Annotated in this window: 18 protein-coding genes; 9 read left to right on the top strand and 9 right to left on the bottom strand. The window is 58.8% G+C overall.

All coding sequences use genetic code 11. The features are described from left to right. The 5 genes from ACM6HV_RS05265 (at position 1) to ACM6HV_RS05245 (ending at position 4,314) form a co-directional block, all read left to right on the top strand. Positions 1 to 573, top strand: coding sequence for a hypothetical protein (locus ACM6HV_RS05265; protein ID WP_414903700.1), 573 nt, complete (start codon positions 1 to 3; stop codon positions 571 to 573). 82 nt (positions 574 to 655) lie between these two features. Continuing rightward, a complete protein-coding gene (locus tag ACM6HV_RS05260) occupies positions 656 to 1,210 on the top strand; it encodes a hypothetical protein (protein WP_108183857.1) in 555 nt (184 codons plus the stop codon). A 267-nt stretch (positions 1,211 to 1,477) separates the two neighbouring features. Then, complete coding sequence (locus tag ACM6HV_RS05255) at positions 1,478 to 2,791, top strand: C4-dicarboxylate transporter DctA (protein ID WP_095668274.1); 1,314 nt, start codon at positions 1,478 to 1,480, stop codon at positions 2,789 to 2,791. 84 nt (positions 2,792 to 2,875) lie between these two features. After that, the gene (locus ACM6HV_RS05250) at positions 2,876 to 3,580 is read left to right on the top strand and encodes a FadR/GntR family transcriptional regulator (protein WP_414903699.1); all 705 of its coding nucleotides are present in this window, start codon (positions 2,876 to 2,878) and stop codon (positions 3,578 to 3,580) included. Positions 3,581 to 3,603: 23 nt separating this feature from the next. Continuing rightward, positions 3,604 to 4,314: a GntR family transcriptional regulator gene (locus tag ACM6HV_RS05245; protein ID WP_414903698.1), complete on the top strand. Its 711-nt coding sequence runs from the start codon at positions 3,604 to 3,606 to the stop codon at positions 4,312 to 4,314. A 116-nt stretch (positions 4,315 to 4,430) separates the two neighbouring features. On the opposite strand, the gene yjiA is transcribed toward ACM6HV_RS05245, so the two are convergent. The 3 genes from yjiA to ACM6HV_RS05230 form a co-directional block, all read right to left on the bottom strand. Further along, positions 4,431 to 5,402, bottom strand: coding sequence for a GTPase (gene yjiA / locus ACM6HV_RS05240; protein WP_414903697.1), 972 nt, complete (start codon positions 5,400 to 5,402; stop codon positions 4,431 to 4,433). A gap of 164 nt (positions 5,403 to 5,566) precedes the next feature. Next, on the bottom strand, positions 5,567 to 5,764 hold the full coding sequence (locus ACM6HV_RS05235) for a YbdD/YjiX family protein (protein WP_003228401.1): 198 nt from the start codon (positions 5,762 to 5,764) through the stop codon (positions 5,567 to 5,569). 15 nt (positions 5,765 to 5,779) lie between these two features. Further along, positions 5,780 to 7,846: a carbon starvation CstA family protein gene (locus tag ACM6HV_RS05230; protein WP_007963766.1), complete on the bottom strand. Its 2,067-nt coding sequence runs from the start codon at positions 7,844 to 7,846 to the stop codon at positions 5,780 to 5,782. 159 nt (positions 7,847 to 8,005) lie between these two features. Here ACM6HV_RS05230 and ACM6HV_RS05225 point away from each other — a divergent pair, with 159 nt between their 5' ends. Next, complete coding sequence (locus tag ACM6HV_RS05225; RefSeq protein WP_041065221.1) at positions 8,006 to 8,374, top strand: PilZ domain-containing protein; 369 nt, start codon at positions 8,006 to 8,008, stop codon at positions 8,372 to 8,374. Positions 8,375 to 8,492: 118 nt separating this feature from the next. Here the strand turns inward: ACM6HV_RS05225 and radA are convergent, their stop codons facing one another. Genes radA through katB form a run of 3 tightly spaced genes read right to left on the bottom strand, consistent with a single transcriptional unit; the run spans position 8,493 to position 12,042 of the window. After that, on the bottom strand, positions 8,493 to 9,860 hold the full coding sequence (gene radA / locus ACM6HV_RS05220) for a DNA repair protein RadA (protein WP_003228407.1): 1,368 nt from the start codon (positions 9,858 to 9,860) through the stop codon (positions 8,493 to 8,495). Positions 9,861 to 9,903: 43 nt separating this feature from the next. Continuing rightward, entirely contained in the window at positions 9,904 to 10,440 is a 537-nt protein-coding gene (locus ACM6HV_RS05215) for an ankyrin repeat domain-containing protein (protein ID WP_414903696.1), read from the bottom strand. 60 nt (positions 10,441 to 10,500) lie between these two features. Beyond that, a complete protein-coding gene (gene katB, locus ACM6HV_RS05210; protein WP_414903695.1) occupies positions 10,501 to 12,042 on the bottom strand; it encodes a catalase KatB in 1,542 nt (513 codons plus the stop codon). Between the two features lie 286 nt (positions 12,043 to 12,328). Here katB and mscL point away from each other — a divergent pair, with 286 nt between their 5' ends. Beyond that, positions 12,329 to 12,742: a large-conductance mechanosensitive channel protein MscL gene (gene mscL / locus ACM6HV_RS05205; RefSeq protein WP_007963760.1), complete on the top strand. Its 414-nt coding sequence runs from the start codon at positions 12,329 to 12,331 to the stop codon at positions 12,740 to 12,742. Positions 12,743 to 12,784: 42 nt separating this feature from the next. Here mscL and ACM6HV_RS05200 read toward each other — a convergent pair whose 3' ends face one another. Then, positions 12,785 to 13,561, bottom strand: coding sequence for a ferredoxin--NADP reductase (locus ACM6HV_RS05200; protein WP_414903694.1), 777 nt, complete (start codon positions 13,559 to 13,561; stop codon positions 12,785 to 12,787). A gap of 335 nt (positions 13,562 to 13,896) precedes the next feature. Between ACM6HV_RS05200 and ACM6HV_RS05195 the strand changes: the two genes are divergently transcribed. After that, on the top strand, positions 13,897 to 14,625 hold the full coding sequence (locus ACM6HV_RS05195; protein WP_414903693.1) for a helix-turn-helix transcriptional regulator: 729 nt from the start codon (positions 13,897 to 13,899) through the stop codon (positions 14,623 to 14,625). 150 nt (positions 14,626 to 14,775) lie between these two features. Further along, on the top strand, positions 14,776 to 15,900 hold the full coding sequence (locus ACM6HV_RS05190; protein WP_198758316.1) for a methyltransferase: 1,125 nt from the start codon (positions 14,776 to 14,778) through the stop codon (positions 15,898 to 15,900). Between the two features lie 75 nt (positions 15,901 to 15,975). Here ACM6HV_RS05190 and ACM6HV_RS05185 read toward each other — a convergent pair whose 3' ends face one another. Both ACM6HV_RS05185 and cydB read right to left on the bottom strand, forming a co-directional pair. After that, positions 15,976 to 16,143: a DUF2474 domain-containing protein gene (locus ACM6HV_RS05185; RefSeq protein ID WP_080963309.1), complete on the bottom strand. Its 168-nt coding sequence runs from the start codon at positions 16,141 to 16,143 to the stop codon at positions 15,976 to 15,978. 84 nt (positions 16,144 to 16,227) lie between these two features. After that, positions 16,228 to 17,235: a cytochrome d ubiquinol oxidase subunit II gene (cydB, locus tag ACM6HV_RS05180; protein ID WP_007963753.1), complete on the bottom strand. Its 1,008-nt coding sequence runs from the start codon at positions 17,233 to 17,235 to the stop codon at positions 16,228 to 16,230.

Genomic DNA, 17,235 nt, shown 5'->3' with positions numbered 1-17,235 from the left:
ATGACAACAAACAGGCAAAAGTCATTTATCGCAACACTGACACTGGACCAGCACCACCTGAACGTCCTGGGAGCGCTTTATGAAAACCCAGTCTTGCGATATGACCATTCATTTTCCGGCGGTTTTTATACAGGCGCCCCCAAAACGATCGATGATGCCCATCTATTGGGTTGCCGCCCCCAAAGGGAAGTAAAGAATGTTCAACCCATGAACATTTATTTCCGCTGCACTGATGACTATTACCACCTTTACATACGCGACCACGCCACGCACACCGGCTATTGCTTGAGCAAGGGTCGCGCCGGGGTATTAGGGGCTTTTCTGCCGGCGGGCAGCGATACCACCTCTTTCAACTTGCTGAGCCACGATAACCGGATCATCACCTTGCAGGATATGGGCGGTGATCGTCAGCGAGTGCGGCTCAAGGCACGCAACGCAGGCCAGATAACAGCGCTGCGTCGACGAGGCGCGCCCTACACCTACCTGGCCGAGACGGATAACACAGGCCTGCCGTTCACACTGAACATCATCGAGCGCAATGCATCGTTTCTCAGTGATCCCGACGAAATCTGACATCAACGTTCAAATATTCAATATTTACGCCATTGAACAGTCCGCTGTTTATTTATCAGCACTCAAATAATCGAGTAATACCATGAGCACCAATCAGGAAAAATCCTTTATTGCAACATTGAGCACTCGCTATGGCTACCCACACTTCCCCAAGTTGACGTATGGCAGAAAGGTCACGACTCCGCGTCCTGATTATGAAGCTTTTACATTCTCTCACCACCTGGATGTTTCAAACTATCTCTTTCTCAAGCCGGATGTTGCACCGGACGCACTGACTCTTTACTTCCGCTGCCTTGACGACTACTACACTATCTATATCTTCACGCCAGGCGAGTACTACTACAGAACCATCAGCCGTGAAGAAAAAGACTTCTTGAACGCTTATGCAACCGAAGATGGAGACCAGACCACGTTCAACTTGCTCAACGCCAAGGGCAATATCATCACGCTGGATCAGATCGAAACGGATACGCCCACCGTCAGAATCCAGACCCGAAGCGGCGCGCTGTTGTGCGCCGGGCAAAGTCGCAACAAGCATGACCCCAGAGTCGGCACGTTCGTACGCACCAACTCGAACCGCAGCGCCGGTGTTCTCGACTTCAAGCTCAATATCCTGAAGCGCAACGTGCCTTACTGAGCAGATTGAAATCCGCCAGCGTCAGCACAAACCAGCCCGGCCGAACATCGCCGGGCTTTTTCGTTGCGAACGAGCTCCACAGCAACACCGTGCAAAGCACCACTGGTCAGACCGGTCATGCCAATTTCCGACCTCCCTCTTGTATTTCAAGAAATCCCGCGCGTAGACTGCGCCTGCACTGGACATACCGGTAAGACCACAATAATTAAGTCCTGAATCTGATGTGCTCCGCACACGGCAGCCAGGACACCGACCAGGATTCCTCCCATGCTCAGATGGTGCTCGCGTTCAATCTTCCTCCAAGTGGTTCTCGGACTGGTGCTCGGCATCATCTGCGGACTGACCCTTCCCGAATATTCCGCTCAGCTCAAACCCTTGGGCGACGGCTTCATCAAACTGATCAAGATGCTGATCGGCCTGATCGTGTTCTGCGTGGTGGTCAGCGGCATCAGCGGCGCAGGGGATCTGAAGAAGGTCGGGCGTATCGGCCTCAAATCGGTGATCTACTTTGAAGTACTGACCACCATTGCGTTGGTGATCGGTCTGGTGTTCGCGTTCAGCACCGGGATCGGCAGCGGCGCGAATATCCATCTGGAGCAGTTGTCCGCCGCTGACATGGGCGACATCGCCGAACGCGGCCAGCACATGCACACCACCACGCAGTTCCTGATGGACCTGATCCCGACCTCGGTGCTCGGCGCCTTTGCCGACAACAACATCCTGCAAGTGCTGCTGTTCTCGGTGCTGTTCGGCAGCGCACTGAATCTGGTGGGTGAAGCGGCCTCCGGGATCTCGCGACTGATCAACGAACTCAGCCATGTGATCTTCCGGATCATGGGCATGATCGTGCGTCTGGCGCCCATCGGCGTGTTCGGCGCCATCGCCTTCACCACCAGCAAGTACGGCCTCGATTCGCTGCAGCACCTGGGCAGTCTGGTCGGCTTGTTCTACCTGACCTGCGTCGCGTTCGTCAGCGTGATCCTCGGTGTGGTGATGCGTGCCTCGGGCCTGCGCCTGTGGCCACTGCTCAAATATCTGCGTGAAGAGCTGCTGATCGTCATGGGCACCGCCTCCTCCGATGCCGTGCTGCCGCAGATCATGCGCAAACTCGAACATCTGGGCATCGGCAGCTCGACGGTCGGGCTGGTGATTCCCACCGGCTACTCGTTCAACCTCGACGGTTTTTCGATCTACCTGACGCTGGCCATTGTGTTCATCGCCAACGCCACCGGCACGCCATTGGCGATGACCGACCTGCTGACGATTCTGCTGGTGTCGCTGATCACCTCCAAGGGTGCCCACGGCATTCCCGGTTCGGCGCTGGTGATTCTGGCGGCGACACTGACAGCGATCCCGGCGATTCCGGTGGTCGGGCTGGTGCTGGTGCTGGCGGTGGACTGGTTCATGGGCATCGGCCGGGCGCTGACCAACCTGATCGGCAACTGTGTCGCCACCGTGGCCATCGCCCGCTGGGAAAAGGACATCGACGTACAACGCGCCAACAAAGTACTCAGCGGTCAGCAGGGCTATACCTTTCAACCGCGTAAAACCGGAACTCCGGCGCACCAGCAAGAGTTCTGATTTTCAACCCTGCAGGAGCTGCCGCAGGCTGCGATCTTTTGATCTTGTTTGCGGCATCCCCTATAGGCTTACGGAGCTAGACAAGTGATCACCACATCAACCGTCGTCAACTCAGTCGTAGAAAAACTGCGCGCCGCCCTCGCCCGTGGTCAGTGGCGCTCCGGCGACATGCTGCCGGGCCAGCGCGAACTGGCCGAACAACTGGGCATCAGCCGTCCGAGCCTGCGTGAAGCGGTGATCGTTCTGGAGACCCTGGGCCTGGTCCGTTCGATGCCGGGCAAAGGCGTGGTAGTGCTCGACGCCCAGCTCAGTGACAGCCAGAGCCACGACAGCGCGGTCGCCGGCGCCAGCCTCGAAGACGTGCTGCAACTGCGCTACACCCTTGAGCCGTTCATTGTTGGCCTGGTCGCGCAGTCGATCAGCAGCAAAGAGGTCGGGCAGTTGCGCCTGACCTTGATGGACATGCGCGAAGCCCTTGAAGCGGGCGACAGCGAAGCCGGCGTCAGCGCCTACATCGCCTTCCACGAAGAGCTGTTCACCCTGACCTCGAACCCGATTTTCCAGAGCGTGGTGCAGCAGACCAGCAATGCCCTCAAGCAAAGCGCCGAAGTGCTGCGCAATTCGCCTGAGCATCTGGCCGAGCGCCTGGAAGAAAACGAAGCGGTGGTGCGCGCGATCCGCAGCAAGAACAGCGCTCAGGCCAGCGCGGAAATGCGTCGGCACATCCTGCGCGAAGGCCAGCGGATGGGCATCGAACTGAATATCCCGGAAGACCACCTCAACCACTGAAGAACTCACACTGGAGACCGGCCATGAACAGTCTTGCCACGTCGCCGCACACTCGTCAGATGTCGGCACCTCTGCCCTTCTCGCGCCTGCGAGCGCCGGCAGATGCTCTGTACCCGCGGCTGTTCGAGGCGATTCTGGACCGGCGAATCGACCCGGCCAGCCGCTTCACCGAAGACAGTCTCAAGCAGATGTTTGGCGTCAGCCGCGCCGATGTACGCCGGGTACTGACGCAGTTGTCCCATGAGCAGGTGATTGTGCTGCGCGCCAATCATCGGCCGCGGGTTGCCGCACCGGATGCAGAGCAGACCCGACAAACCCTGCACGCTCGGCGCCTGACCGAAGCGACGCTGGTGCGTCTGGCTTGTCAGATTGCGTCGGCGGAGGGTTTGAAACGCTTGCGCACGCTGGTCGAACGCGAACGCCTGGCCGTGGTTCAGGAACGGCGTGCGGCGGCGATTCGTTTGTCCGGCGAGTTTCATCTGCAGTTGGCGCAGATGGCGGGGAATGCACCGCTGGCGCATTTTCTCGGTAGCCTGGTGCCGTTGACGTCGCTGGCGATTGCGCGGTGTGATGGATCAACGCTCGGTTGCTGCGCGTGGCAGGAGCACCTGGCGATTATCGAGGCGGTGGAGCTGAGAGATGTTCCCAAGGCTGGTTTGTTGATGAATCAGCACCTGGATCATCTTGAGCAGACCCTGCTGGGTTCAGCCCTTGAGCATTGCGCTGTCGGTTAGATCGTCTTCGCGAGCAGGCTCGCTCCCACAGTGAACTGCATTCCTCCTGACAGAATGCGGATTACTGTGGGAGCGAGCCTGCTCGCGAAGAGGCCATCGCTGACAACCAGGATCCATCAGGCAGAAGCCACCTTGGCAAACCCCGCCCGAATCTTCTCTACCGGCAGATCATCGGCAATAAACACGATCACGCTTTCCCGCGCCTCACCCTCGGCCCACTCGGTGTCCCAGTCGAAACCGTAAAGCTTCAGCACGCCCTGAAACACCAGGCGCCGATCTTCACCCGCAATGTTCAGAACACCTTTGTAACGCAGCAATTGCTTGCCGTGCTCTTCCAGCAACTCATTCATGAATTCGCTGAGCCGATCGATATCCAGCGGCTGGTCCGTGCGCAGCACCAGGCTGGAGATGCGATCGATGGAAGGCGCCTTGCTCACCGGACGCAGGCTGACCCCGCCGCCCAGATCGGCGTTGAGGTTGAAACCCCGCACATCAAGCAGTTCCGCCAGATCGATGTTGCCGTGCTCGACCACGCGGATCGGCGCACGGCGGTTGATCCGCGTCAGGCGTTCGCTCAGTGCATTGAACGTCGGCTCATCCACCAGATCAGTCTTGCTGACCAGCAAGCGGTCGGCGAAACCGATCTGTGCCTGGGCGATGGTCTGGGTCAAGTGCAGGTCGGCGTGGGCGGCGTCGACCAATGTGATGATGCCGTCGAGCAGATAGCGTTCGCGCAGCTCTTCATCGATGAAAAAAGTTTGCGCCACAGGCGCTGGATCGGCCAGACCGGTGCATTCGATCACCAGCCGGTCGAAGGCGATTTCGCCGCTGTCCAGGCGTTCGAGCAGCAGGTACAGGGCCTTGGTCAGATCAGTGTGAATGGTGCAGCAGACGCAGCCGTTGGCCAGGGTCATGACTTGCACCGGTTCATCGCCGAGCAACTGGGTGTCGATGCCGGCGTCGCTGAATTCGTTCTCGATCACGGCGATTTTCAGACCGTGCTCGGCTTTCAGCAGATGGCGCAGCAAAGTGGTCTTGCCGGCACCGAGAAAACCACTGAGTACCGTTACGGGTATGGGAGAAGACAAAACAGATCCCCTTCACAAAATGAATGAACAACACAAAAACAAATGTGGGAGCGAGCCTGCTCGCGAAAGCGGTGTGTCAGTCAAATCATTCATCAACTGACACTCCGCATTCGCGAGCAGGCTCGCTCCCACAAGGGGGATTGCATCAACCGCAGGCTGTCAGCTCAACAGCACTTCGGCCCACCCTTGCCACCGTAACGCGCTTCCTGACGCTCGCGAAAGAACATCTCGTAGCTCATCACCGGCTTGTCCGGGTGTTTGGTTTGCATATGCTCGACGTAGGTGTCGTAGTCGGGCATGCCGACCATCAGGCGTGCGGCCTGACCGAGGTATTTACCGAGGCGACTCAGGTCATTGAACATGGTGCAATCCTCTGGTTACGCGTCCGGCAGGGCCTGGAATGGCGATTCTTTATCCGTACGCTCTTTTTTGCCCCAGGCGGCAATGCCGACCTTGAGCGCATAGAACAGGATGCTGAAGACCACGAACAGGAACAGCGCGGTGAGCGTTGCGTTGGTGTAGGCGTTGAAGATCACGTGCTGCATCTGCTCGATGCTCTTGGCCGGCGCAATGACCTGGCCGGCGGCCAGGGCATCGCTGTACTTCTTGGCCAGCGACAGGAAGCCGATCGCCGGGTTGGCGTCGAACAGCTTGATGAAGCCCGCAGTCGTGGTGCAGATCAGCAGCCAGGCGGCCGGCAGCAGGGTGACCCAGATGTAGCGCTGGCGCTTCATCTTGATCAGGACCACAGTGCCGAGCATCAGCGCGATACCCGCCAGCATCTGGTTGGAGATACCGAACAGTGGCCACAGGGTGTTGATGCCGCCCAGTGGATCGATCACGCCCTGATACAGCAACCAGCCCCACATCGCCACACAACCGGCGGTGGCGATCAGGTTGGCGGTCCACGACTCGGTACGCTTGAGCGCCGGAACGAAGGAGCCGAGCAGATCCTGCAGCATGAAGCGCCCGGCACGGGTGCCGGCGTCCACAGCAGTCAGGATGAACAGTGCTTCGAACAGGATCGCGAAGTGGTACCAGAACGCCATGGTGTTTTCACCCGGCAGGACACTGTGCAGGATCTGCGCGATACCGACCGCCAGGGTCGGCGCACCGCCGGCACGGGCGAGGATGGTGGTTTCACCGATGTCATGGGCAACCGCTTGCAGCGCCTCAGGCGTGATCGCGAAGCCCCAACTGCTGACCATCTGCGCCACCGATGCCACGTCACCACCGACCACCGCGGCCGGGCTGTTCATGGCGAAGTACACGCCCGGCTCGATCACCGAAGCGGCAACCATCGCCATGATCGCCACAAACGATTCCATCAGCATGCCGCCATAACCGATGTAACGGGCGTTGGTTTCGTTATCCAGCAGCTTCGGCGTGGTGCCCGACGAGATCAGTGCGTGGAAACCGGATACTGCACCGCAAGCGATGGTGATGAACAGGAACGGGAACAGACCGCCCTTCCACACCGGCCCGGTGCCGTCGACGAACTGGGTCAGCGCCGGCATTTTCAGCTCGGGCATGGTCACCAGAATACCGATCGCCAGAGCGATGATGGTGCCGATCTTGAGGAACGTCGACAGGTAGTCGCGTGGTGCGAGGATCAGCCACACCGGCAACACGGCGGCGACGAAGCCATAACCGATCAGCATCCAGGTGATTTGCACACCGGTGAAACTGAAAGCCTTGGCCCAGACCGGATCGGCGGCAATCTGCCCACCCAGCCAGATCGAACCGAGCAGCAGCAACACGCCGATGACCGAGATTTCGCCGATGCGGCCCGGGCGGATGTAGCGCATGTAGATGCCCATGAACATCGCGATCGGGATGGTCGCCATCACGGTGAAGATGCCCCACGGACTCTCGGCCAGGGCCTTGACCACGATCAGCGCCAGCACCGCAAGGATGATGATCATGATCAGGAAGCAGCCGAACAGGGCGATGGTGCCGGGGATGCGGCCCATTTCTTCACGGACCATGTCGCCCAGGGAACGGCCGTTGCGCCGGGTCGACATGAACAGGACCATGAAGTCCTGCACCGCACCCGCCAGCACCACCCCGGCAATCAGCCACAACGTGCCGGGCAGGTAGCCCATCTGCGCCGCCAATACCGGGCCGACCAGAGGTCCTGCGCCGGCAATCGCGGCGAAGTGGTGACCGAAAAGAATGTGTTTGTTGGTCGGCACGTAGTCCAGACCGTCGTTGTTGAGCACGGCGGGGGTGGCCCGACGCGGATCGAGTTGCATCACATTGTTAGCGATGAACAGGCTGTAGTAACGGTACGCAACCAGATAAATGGCCACCGCCGCGACCACGATCCACAAGGCGTTGATCGCCTCTCCTCGGCGCAATGCCACTACGCCCAGGGCGCACGCTCCTACGATTGCCAGCACTAGCCAGGGTAAGTGGCGTAGCAGGCTATTATTATTTTTCATTTTATTATTCCAGCCAGGGTGGACAAGAAAGACAGCCACCCCGAGTTTAGCGCTTACGGCGCCAAAGGCCATACCCCGACGTTGGTCTAGACGCCTTGTCGATTGGCAGCCACCCGCCGGTCGGGTCTATAGTCAGCGAACGCTTCCGAGGATTGCGCCATGAGCGAACAACCAGCCAATCGCCGTCGCTTCAAACGTATTGCGTTCGATGCCAGAACCGAGCTGAGTCAGGGCCAATTCATCTGGCCGGTGAAACTGATCGATCTGTCCCTCAAGGGGCTGCTGATCGAGCGGCCGGAGCCTTGGCTGGGGGACAAGGAACAGGATTTCTTCGTCGACATTCATCTGAGCGATGACGTGGATATTCAAATGGATGTGCATCTGGCCCATGAGGATCACGGGCAACTGGGGTTTGTCTGCCGGCATATCAGCCTGGAATCGATCCAGCGCTTGCGGCGGTTGATCGAACTCAACCTGGCTGACGAAGCCGAACTGGAGCGCGAATTGGGTGCCCTGATCGAAATCTAGCCATCAATACAAACTCCCTGTGGGAGCGAGCCTGCTCGCGAAGACGGTGTGTCATTGAGCAATGATGCCGACTGACACGGCCCCTTCGCGAGCAGGCTCGCTCCCACAGCTTAAGCGTTCACTCAAACAATGCGTCGAGCGCCTGTTCCAAACGGGTCACGGCAATGATCTGCAGCCCCGCCGGTGCCTCTTTCGGCGCATTGCCTTTGGGCACAATCGCGCGTTTGAAGCCATGCTTGGCCGCTTCCTTCAAGCGCTCCTGACCGCTCGGCACAGGGCGTACTTCGCCGGACAAACCGACTTCGCCAAACACCAGCAGATCGTGCGGCAGCGGCCGGTTGCGCAGGCTCGACATCACCGCCGCCATCAACGCCAGGTCGGACGCGGTTTCCAGCACCTTCACCCCGCCGACCACGTTGAGGAACACGTCCTGATCGTGAGTCGGAATGCCGCCGTGCCGATGCAATACCGCCAGCAACATCGCCAGACGATTCTGGTCCAGACCCAGGGTGACCCGGCGCGGGTTGGCCAGATGACTGTCATCGACCAGCGCCTGCACTTCCACCAGCATCGGCCGCGTGCCTTCCCAGGTGGCCATCACCACACTGCCCGGGACTTCCTCCTGGGCACGGGTGAGAAAAATCGCCGAAGGGTTGGAGACTTCTTTCAGGCCCTTGTCGGTCATGCCGAAGACGCCGAGTTCGTTGACCGCGCCGAAACGGTTTTTCACCGCCCGCAGCAAGCGCAAACGCCCGTCCGATTCGCCTTCGAAATACAGCACGGTATCGACCATATGCTCCAGAACTCGCGGGCCGGCGAGCGCGCCTTCCTTGGTGACGTGGCCGACGAGGAAAATCGCCGTGCCGCTCTGCTTGGCATACCGCACCAGCAACGCCGCACTCTCACGCACCTGCGAGACGCCACCCGGCGCCGATTGCAGCTGTTCGGTGAAAATGGTCTGGATCGAGTCGATCACCATCACCTTGGGTTTTTCCTGGCGGGCGGTGGCGATGATGGTTTCGATGCAGGTTTCGGTCATCACCCGCAGTTGATCCTGCGGCAGTCCGAGACGGCGAGCACGCATGGCCACTTGTTGCTGGGATTCTTCGCCAGTGACGTACAGCGCCGGCATGCTCTTGGCGAGGTTGCACAGTGTCTGCAACAGGATCGTCGACTTGCCGATGCCCGGGTCACCGCCGATCAATACCACCGAGCCGTCGACCAGACCGCCACCCAGGACCCGGTCCAGCTCACCGGACGCGGTAGAGAAACGCGGAATCTCTTCGATGCTGACTTCGGCCAGGGTCTTGATCTGCGCCTGCTGCCCGGCCCAGCCGGTACGCCCGGTGGGCGCCGTGGCGCCGCCGCTCTCGATCATGGTTTCGGTCAGGGTATTCCAGGCGCCGCACTCGCCGCACTGGCCCGCCCATTTGGGAAAGGTTGCGCCGCATTCGGTGCAGCCGTACATGCGCTTGGCCTTGGCCATCTGGATCCCCCGGCAAAAACCGCGATGATAACGCAGCCACCGCTCAGCGCGGCACGGCGGTGCGGATTTCGCCGTTGGCCAGACGCGCGGCGCTATTGCCCAGCGGATCCTCGGCATTGAGGTCGGCGCCCTTGGCCTTGAGCGCGTCGAGCAGTTCGATGCGCTTGAACAACCCGGCGTACATCGCCGCAGTCTGGCCGGCGCCGTTGCGTTGATCGGGGCTGCAATCGGTGGCCATCAGCCTTCGAGCAATCTGCATCTCGCCTTTGAAAATCGCGCCCATCAGCGCCGTATTGCCGCGTTTATCCTGCGCACAGGCATCAGCACCCGCCGCCAGCAATCGCTCAACTGCCGCCCCCTGGCCGTGATACGCCGCCAGAATCAGTGCGGTGTAGCCCTTGCTGTCGCGGGTATCGAGGGAATAACCGGACTCGATGAAGGTCTCGAGCATCGGCACATCACCACGCCGGGCGGCATCAAAATAGTAATCCTGCAACTGGGCCTTGATCGCCTCGGGGCTCTGTTCGGCCAGCGCTGTGCATGACAGGCAACCGAGCAGCAATAACAGACAAAATCGCATCAACCTTCTCCTTGAGCAGAACGGGGCCTGCATCAGGCCCCGCGTTGCATGGCGTCGAGATCAGTCGACCAGTTTCGCTGCCAGCGCCTTGACCCGGCTCAGGTCACCCTTGGCCACTTTGGTCACGCCAGTGCCGTATTCCGGATCGGCCTTATAAAGGAAGGACAGGATGATGTGCTTGCTCTCGTCATCGGTGGTGGCCAACGAGCCGCCGAAGCTGGCAATCAGGTCCTGACGTTCCTGCTGGCTGAACGAGCGGTACAGATCACCGGCCTGCTTGAAGTTCTGCTCACGCTGAATCTTCGCCTGCTGGGTGCTGCCGGACAGCGCCAGCTGGCTGTAACGCGCGCTTTGCGGCTCTTCACGCGGTTGCAGGCGGCTTGGCTGATAGTTCACGCCAGACTGCGTGGCTGCGAAGTTCATCGCACCGTCCTGATTGCCATTGTTGACGGCAACTTTGGGCGCGTTGATCGGCAACTGCAGAGCATTGGCTCCCAGACGATACATTTGCGTATCGGCATAAGAAAACACTCGGCCTTGCAATAGACGATCTTCTGAAGGTTCGATACCCGGCACAACATTGGCCGGGGCCATCGCAACTTGTTCGGTTTCCTGGAACACGTTGGCCGGATTACGGTTCAACACCATTTGTCCAACTTTTCGCTCAGGAACATTTGGCCAGATCTTGGTAGCGTCCAATGGATCGAAATCAAACTTGGACAAATCTTGCGGATTTAGCACTTGGATGTACAAGTCCCATTTCGGGAAATCGCCCTTGTTAATATGGCTGACCAGATCATTAGTCATATGACTGTAATCCTTGCCCTGAACTTTCTCGACTTGTTCAGGTGTCAGGTTTTTGATGCCCTGCAAACTTTTCCAGTGGAACTTCACATAGTGCACTTCGCCTTTGACGTTCACCAACTTGTAGGCATGCACGCCATTACCGTCCATCTCCCGATAACTGGCTGGAGTACCCGAATTGGAATACAGCTCGGTCAGCGTGCGAGTGGCTTCCGGGACGTGGGAGAAGAAGTCGAAACGACGCGAGTCGTCGTCCAGGTTGGTACGTGGATCGGGCTTGAAGGCGTGAACCATGTCCGGGAACTTGATCGCGTCGCGGATGAAGAAGGTCGGAAAGTTGTTGCCCACCAGGTCCCAGTTGCCATCGGCGGTGTAGAACTTGGTGGCAAAACCCCGTGGATCACGCAGGGTTTCCGGGGAGTGGTTGCCATGCACCACGGCGGAGAAACGCACGAACACCGGTGTGACCTGGCCAGCGGCGAATACTTTGGCCTTGCTCAAATCGCTGAGGTCGTTGGTCACGGTGAAGATCCCGTGAGCCCCGGTGCCGCGGGCATGCACCACGCGCTCGGGAATGCGCTCACGGTCAAAACGCTGGAGCTTCTGGATCAGTTGCACATCCTGCAGCAACACCGGGCCGGTGGCACCGGCGGTCTGCGAATTCTGGTTGTCGCCGACCGCGGCACCGTTATCACGGGTCAGGGGTGCAGCGTGCACGGAGAAGGTCAGCAAGCTGGCGGCCAGCACGCCGAAAGTACGGCGATGGGGAAAAGCCCCCAGTCCAAGAGTGGAGTTCATATCAGGTTCCTCTGGTTTTTTTGGGCGCATCCAGGTGCGCAAACCAGAGGCTAGAGGGCTATGGCGGTGAACATAAATAGAAAGTTCGTAACTCGACGATTGAAAAAAATGGCTTTGTGATCAGCGAATTACGGCGTAATTCGCGCGCGATTAGTGGCACTTTGCAAACTAATCGTTGATTCATGTGTCGATAAAAACGGGCATTGTAAGAAGGTGTTTCGCGCAGGACGCGTTTTGCTGATTTACACTGCGTACACCAACCTCATCTGTAACAAGGAAATAACCTATGGGCGTGCTAAGTGAGTTCAAGGCCTTCGCGGTCAAAGGCAATGTGGTCGACATGGCCGTCGGTATCATCATCGGTGCAGCCTTCGGCAAAATCGTTTCGTCGTTTGTCGGCGACGTGATCATGCCGCCAATCGGCCTGTTGATCGGTGGGGTGGACTTCAGTGATCTGGCCATCACGCTGAAAGCCGCCGAGGGCAACGCCCCAGCCGTGGTACTGGCTTACGGTAAATTCATTCAGAGCATTCTGGACTTCGTGATCGTCGCCTTTGCGATCTTCATGGGTGTGAAAGCCATCAACCGCCTGAAACGCGAAGAAGCCGTGGCCCCTTCCCTGCCGCCGGTTCCAACCAAAGAAGAAGAGTTGCTCGGCGAGATCCGCGATCTGCTCAAGGCGCAGAACAATCGGCCTTGACGGCTTCATGAATGAAAACGGCGCCTGATGGCGCCGTTTTTTTTACCAGTAATTTTCCACCGCCACCTGACCGGGCCGCCGCGCCAGGCTCAGGCTCATGTGGCGTTTCTTCAACAACGCCCGGGTGTCATCGATCATCTGCGGATTGCCGCACAGCATGACGCGCGAGTGCTCGGGGGTCAGTTCCACGCCGGCCTCACGTTCCAGTTCGCCGCTTTCGATCAACGTGGTAATGCGACCGTGCAAGGCGCCAGGCCAGCGTTCGCGGGTAACCGTGGGGATGAACCGTAATTTATGGGCATGCTCTTCCAGGTAATCACGTGTGGAAAGCTCAGCGATCAATGATTGATAGGCCAGCTCCCTTGCCTCGCGCACGCTGTACACCAGAATAATTCGCTCGAAACGCTCCCACACTTCGAAGTCCTGCAGGATCGACAGAAACGGCGCCACGCCGGTCCCTGTGGATAACAACCACAGATCCCGGCCGTCGACAAAACGATCCAGCGTCAGGTAACCAAAGGCCTGGCGCTCCACCAGCACGGTATCGCCGACCTGCAACCGGCTCAGTTCACTGGTGAATTCGCCACCCGGCACCACGATAGAGAAGAACTCGAGAAACTCGTCGAAGGGTGAAGAAACCATCGAGTAGGCACGCCACACCGTGCTGCCATCCGCCTTGGTCACGCCCAGGCGGGCGAATTGTCCTGCACGGAACCTGAAACCCGTATCGCGCGTGGTGCGCAAGGTGAACAGGCTGGGGGTCAAGGGCTGCACATCGAGCAAGGTCTGGGCAGTAAACTTTTCTGCACTGACAGTCATGGGCCACTCCACTGTAAAGAACCCAGACAGTTTCGCGCAAACTGACACTGTAAACACCACTGTTTTTGTAATGCCTTTTCATTTAGCTAGCGAAGCCAATGAGAAACAAACTCAGATACAACCAATGGAGAAATTTTTATATCTCAATCTGAAATTGAATGACACCTTGAATACAAAGCTCTACTCCGGACTAATAACCTTCTTGCAATCAAACTTCTCTGCAAAGAGCAAAAAAGTTCAACGCCAACTGTAGGACATGTCCTACACTCGGTTGCGTGATGGATTCATTGGATCCAAACAGCCCTGCGCGTAAAACGACTCACGGAGAGTTTGTGATGGAAATGTGGAAGGAGTCGCAATTAAAGCAACTGACTTTCGCAAGAGAAATAGAGACCGCTTATCCGATCCTGCTGAGATTCGCTCAAAACATAGGCTTCAACTTTTGTGCCATCTCTTTGACATCAAACAATCGGACCGCTGACTTTAAAGCCTTGCAAATCAATAACTATCCCAAAGAATGGAATAATCTCTATGAACAGAAAAGCTACAGCAAAGTTGACCCGATAGTCATACACTGCAACCAGTCAATGCTGCCGATTGTCTGGACCGAAAAGTTGTTTGCGCCGACTCCACAGTTGTGGGACGCGCAACAGGAACATGGATTGCGCCACGGCTGGTCCCAGTCGTTTCACCATGAAGCCAGCGGGCTGTGCAGCACGCTCAGCCTTGTCAGGAAAAATGGTCCTCTGAGCCCGCTCGAGTTGTACGAGCATTTTGGCTACATGTTTTACGCGACCAGTCATCTGAGTGATCTGTTTGCCAGAACCCTGCCCACAGCCCCGAAAAAACCCCAACAACCGCACCTTTCACCGCGGGAACTGGAAGTGCTGAAGCTCTCGGCGCTTGGCAAAACAGCCTATGAAATCGCCAGGATCCTCTGCCTGAGCGAACGAACCGTGAATTACCACGTGCAAAACGTGATTATCAAACTGAACGTCTGCAACAAAATCTCCGCCGTCATCGCCGCCAGCCGCTGTGGCCTTCTCGACGCCCCCTCCGCCTAAAAGCCACGGGTATTTCGACAGAAAAAAACGTACCATTTGAGGCCTTCCCGAGTGATGACGTGAGCAGTGACGTCGTATTGCACTCGGACGGTTCCGCCGCACATTCCCTTGGCCGCGGGCCACCCGTTGATTATCCAGAGTCCCCGCCCCATGCCTTTGCTCGACACGCCCTTTGCCCAACTCGACCTGATCCGCCAGCCCGAGCAGCAGAATGAACCTCTGCAAGCCTTCGATGCGGCTGACGAGTACCTGCTCAATCATCTGGCCGCGCAACAACCGGCGGCAGACACTCGGGTATTGGTACTCAATGACAGCTTCGGGGCCTTGGCAGCGAGTCTGGCGGGCAAGGTTCAGGTCAGCAGCAGCGGCGATTCGTTTCTCGCGTTCCAGGGTCTGGAAAAGAATCTGGTACGCAACGGACTGCCATTCGATGCGGTGCGCGGCGTTGCGGCGAGTGAGCCGTTGACCGGGCCGTTCGACAAGGTGTTGATCCGCGTCCCCAAGACGCTCGCACTGCTGGAAGAGCAACTGATCCGTCTGCAAGGGCAACTGGCCCCCGGCGCCGAAGTGGTGGCAGCGGCCATGGTCAAACACTTGCCGCGCGCCGCCGGTGATCTGCTGGAGCGTTACATTGGCCCGGTACACGCTTCACTGGCAGTAAAAAAGGCTCGCCTGCTGATCGCGACACCCGAGGCCAAAGCCCCGGCGACCTCGCCCTACCCGTCGCGCTACCAGCTCGACGAGCCGGCCATCGAGTTGCTCAACCACGCCAACGTGTTCTGCCGTGAAGGTCTGGATATCGGCACCCGGGCCTTTCTCCCGCACCTGCCCAAAAACCTCGGCAGCGCCCGGGTCGCCGACCTTGGCTGCGGTAACGGCGTACTGGCCATTGCCAGTGCTCTGCACAACCCTGACGCACACTACACGCTGGTCGACGAATCGTTCATGGCCGTGCAATCGGCTGCGGAAAACTGGCGCGCCGCGCTCGGCGAGCGCGAAGTGATCGTGCGCGCCGGCGATGGTCTGGCCGGGCAGGAGCCGCAATCGCTGGACGTGGTGTTGTGCAATCCGCCGTTCCATCAACAGCAAGTGGTCGGCGATTTCCTCGCCTGGCGCATGTTCCAGCAGGCCCGTGAGGCGCTGGTGGTGGGCGGTGCTCTGTACATCGTCGGCAACCGCCACCTGGGCTATCACAGCAAGCTGGCGCGACTGTTCCGTGGCGTTGAGCAAGTGGCGGCCACGCCGAAATTCGTGATTCTCAAAGCCCGCAAGTAAAGCATCAGGCAAAAAAAACCCTCCGCGGTACAGAGGGTCATAAAACCGTGCCCAAGGGCAACGGGACGGGATGTCTCAGTGTGTGGTCAGGCCGGCCGCGCTCATGAACAGGCGCATCAGACTGGCGGCAATGAACAGCGCGCCGACGCTACCGATCCAGATCAGGGCCAACCAGCCGAGCCGCTGCCACAGCGGCTTTTTTTCGGCTTCTTCAATCTCGTGCAGGGAATGTTTGCCGTTCATTGCATCGTTCCTCCATCAGGCGATGGCGTCGCCAGGGACGCCATCGCGAGCAGGTTCGCTCCCACAGGTGTGCGGGGCGGCAGTCTAGTGGTAACCGTCTTCATGGGTGACCTTGCCGCGGAACACGTAGTAGCTCCAGAAGGTGTAACCCAGGATGAACGGGATGATGAACAGCGTACCGACCAGCATGAAGCCCTGGCTTTGCGGCGGTGCGGCGGCGTCCCAGATCGAGATCGACGGCGGCACGATGTTCGGCCACAGGCTGATGCCCAGACCGCTGTAACCGAGAAAAATCAGCACCAGGGTCAGCAGGAACGGCATGTAGTTGGCGTTGCGTGCCACCGCGCGGATCAGCCCGTACAAGGTGACCAGCACCAGAATCGGCACCGGCATGAACCAGAACAGATTCGGCATGCTGAACCAGCGAGTGGCGATTTCCGGATGCGCCAGCGGCGTCCACAGGCTGACGATACCGATTACGGCCAGCAGCACGAACGCCAGCGGCCGCGCCAGGTTGTGCATCTGCTCCTGCAACTTGCCTTCGGTCTTCATGATCAACCAGGTACAACCGAGCAAGGCATAGGCCACCACCAGCGCGGCGCCGCAGAACAGAGTGAACGGTGTCAGCCAGTCCAGTGAACCGCCGGCGTATTGCCGATTGACCACCGGCAAGCCGTCGATGAACGCCCCAAGTGCCACGCCCTGGAAGAACGTCGCCGCCACCGAACCGCCGATGAACGCCTTGTCCCACAGGTGACGTTTGTCGTCCTTGGCCTTGAAGCGGAACTCGAATGCCACGCCGCGGAAAATCAGCCCGATCAGCATGAAAATCAGCGGCAGGTACAGCGCCGACAGCACCACCGAATAGGCCAGCGGGAACGCGCCAAACAACGCCGCGCCGCCCAATACCAGCCAGGTTTCATTGCCGTCCCACACCGGGGCGACGGTGTTCATCATCACGTCACGGTCGGTCTTGCCGGGAATGAACGGGAAGAGAATCCCGATCCCCAGGTCGAAACCGTCCATGACCACGTACATCATGATGCCGAAGATGATGATCACGGCCCAGATCAGCGGAAGATCAATACCCAT

The organism is Pseudomonas sp. IT-P260 (assembly GCF_949768395.1).
In the GTDB taxonomy this organism is placed as follows: Bacteria; Pseudomonadota; Gammaproteobacteria; order Pseudomonadales; family Pseudomonadaceae; genus Aquipseudomonas; species Aquipseudomonas parakoreensis.
Note: the sequence above shows the minus strand (reverse complement) of the source record. Positions and strands in the feature narration are given on the sequence as shown.

Excerpts from the sequence above, each read along its gene's own strand:
- ACM6HV_RS05200 (WP_414903694.1), bottom strand. The coding sequence starts at position 13,561 with ATGACTGTCAGTGCAGAAAAGTTTACTGCCCAGACCTTGCTCGATGTG.
- ACM6HV_RS05265 (WP_414903700.1), top strand. The coding sequence starts at position 1 with ATGACAACAAACAGGCAAAAGTCATTTATCGCAACACTGACACTGGAC.
- mscL (WP_007963760.1), top strand. The coding sequence starts at position 12,329 with ATGGGCGTGCTAAGTGAGTTCAAGGCCTTCGCGGTCAAAGGCAATGTG.
- ACM6HV_RS05255 (WP_095668274.1), top strand. The coding sequence starts at position 1,478 with ATGCTCAGATGGTGCTCGCGTTCAATCTTCCTCCAAGTGGTTCTCGGA.
- ACM6HV_RS05230 (WP_007963766.1), bottom strand. The coding sequence starts at position 7,846 with ATGAAAAATAATAATAGCCTGCTACGCCACTTACCCTGGCTAGTGCTG.
- radA (WP_003228407.1), bottom strand. The coding sequence starts at position 9,860 with ATGGCCAAGGCCAAGCGCATGTACGGCTGCACCGAATGCGGCGCAACC.
- ACM6HV_RS05225 (WP_041065221.1), top strand. The coding sequence starts at position 8,006 with ATGAGCGAACAACCAGCCAATCGCCGTCGCTTCAAACGTATTGCGTTC.
- ACM6HV_RS05235 (WP_003228401.1), bottom strand. The coding sequence starts at position 5,764 with ATGTTCAATGACCTGAGTCGCCTCGGTAAATACCTCGGTCAGGCCGCA.
- ACM6HV_RS05215 (WP_414903696.1), bottom strand. The coding sequence starts at position 10,440 with ATGCGATTTTGTCTGTTATTGCTGCTCGGTTGCCTGTCATGCACAGCG.
- ACM6HV_RS05190 (WP_198758316.1), top strand. The coding sequence starts at position 14,776 with ATGCCTTTGCTCGACACGCCCTTTGCCCAACTCGACCTGATCCGCCAG.
- ACM6HV_RS05245 (WP_414903698.1), top strand. The coding sequence starts at position 3,604 with ATGAACAGTCTTGCCACGTCGCCGCACACTCGTCAGATGTCGGCACCT.
- ACM6HV_RS05195 (WP_414903693.1), top strand. The coding sequence starts at position 13,897 with ATGGAAATGTGGAAGGAGTCGCAATTAAAGCAACTGACTTTCGCAAGA.
- katB (WP_414903695.1), bottom strand. The coding sequence starts at position 12,042 with ATGAACTCCACTCTTGGACTGGGGGCTTTTCCCCATCGCCGTACTTTC.
- ACM6HV_RS05185 (WP_080963309.1), bottom strand. The coding sequence starts at position 16,143 with ATGAACGGCAAACATTCCCTGCACGAGATTGAAGAAGCCGAAAAAAAG.
- ACM6HV_RS05260 (WP_108183857.1), top strand. The coding sequence starts at position 656 with ATGAGCACCAATCAGGAAAAATCCTTTATTGCAACATTGAGCACTCGC.
- cydB (WP_007963753.1), bottom strand. The coding sequence starts at position 17,235 with ATGGGTATTGATCTTCCGCTGATCTGGGCCGTGATCATCATCTTCGGC.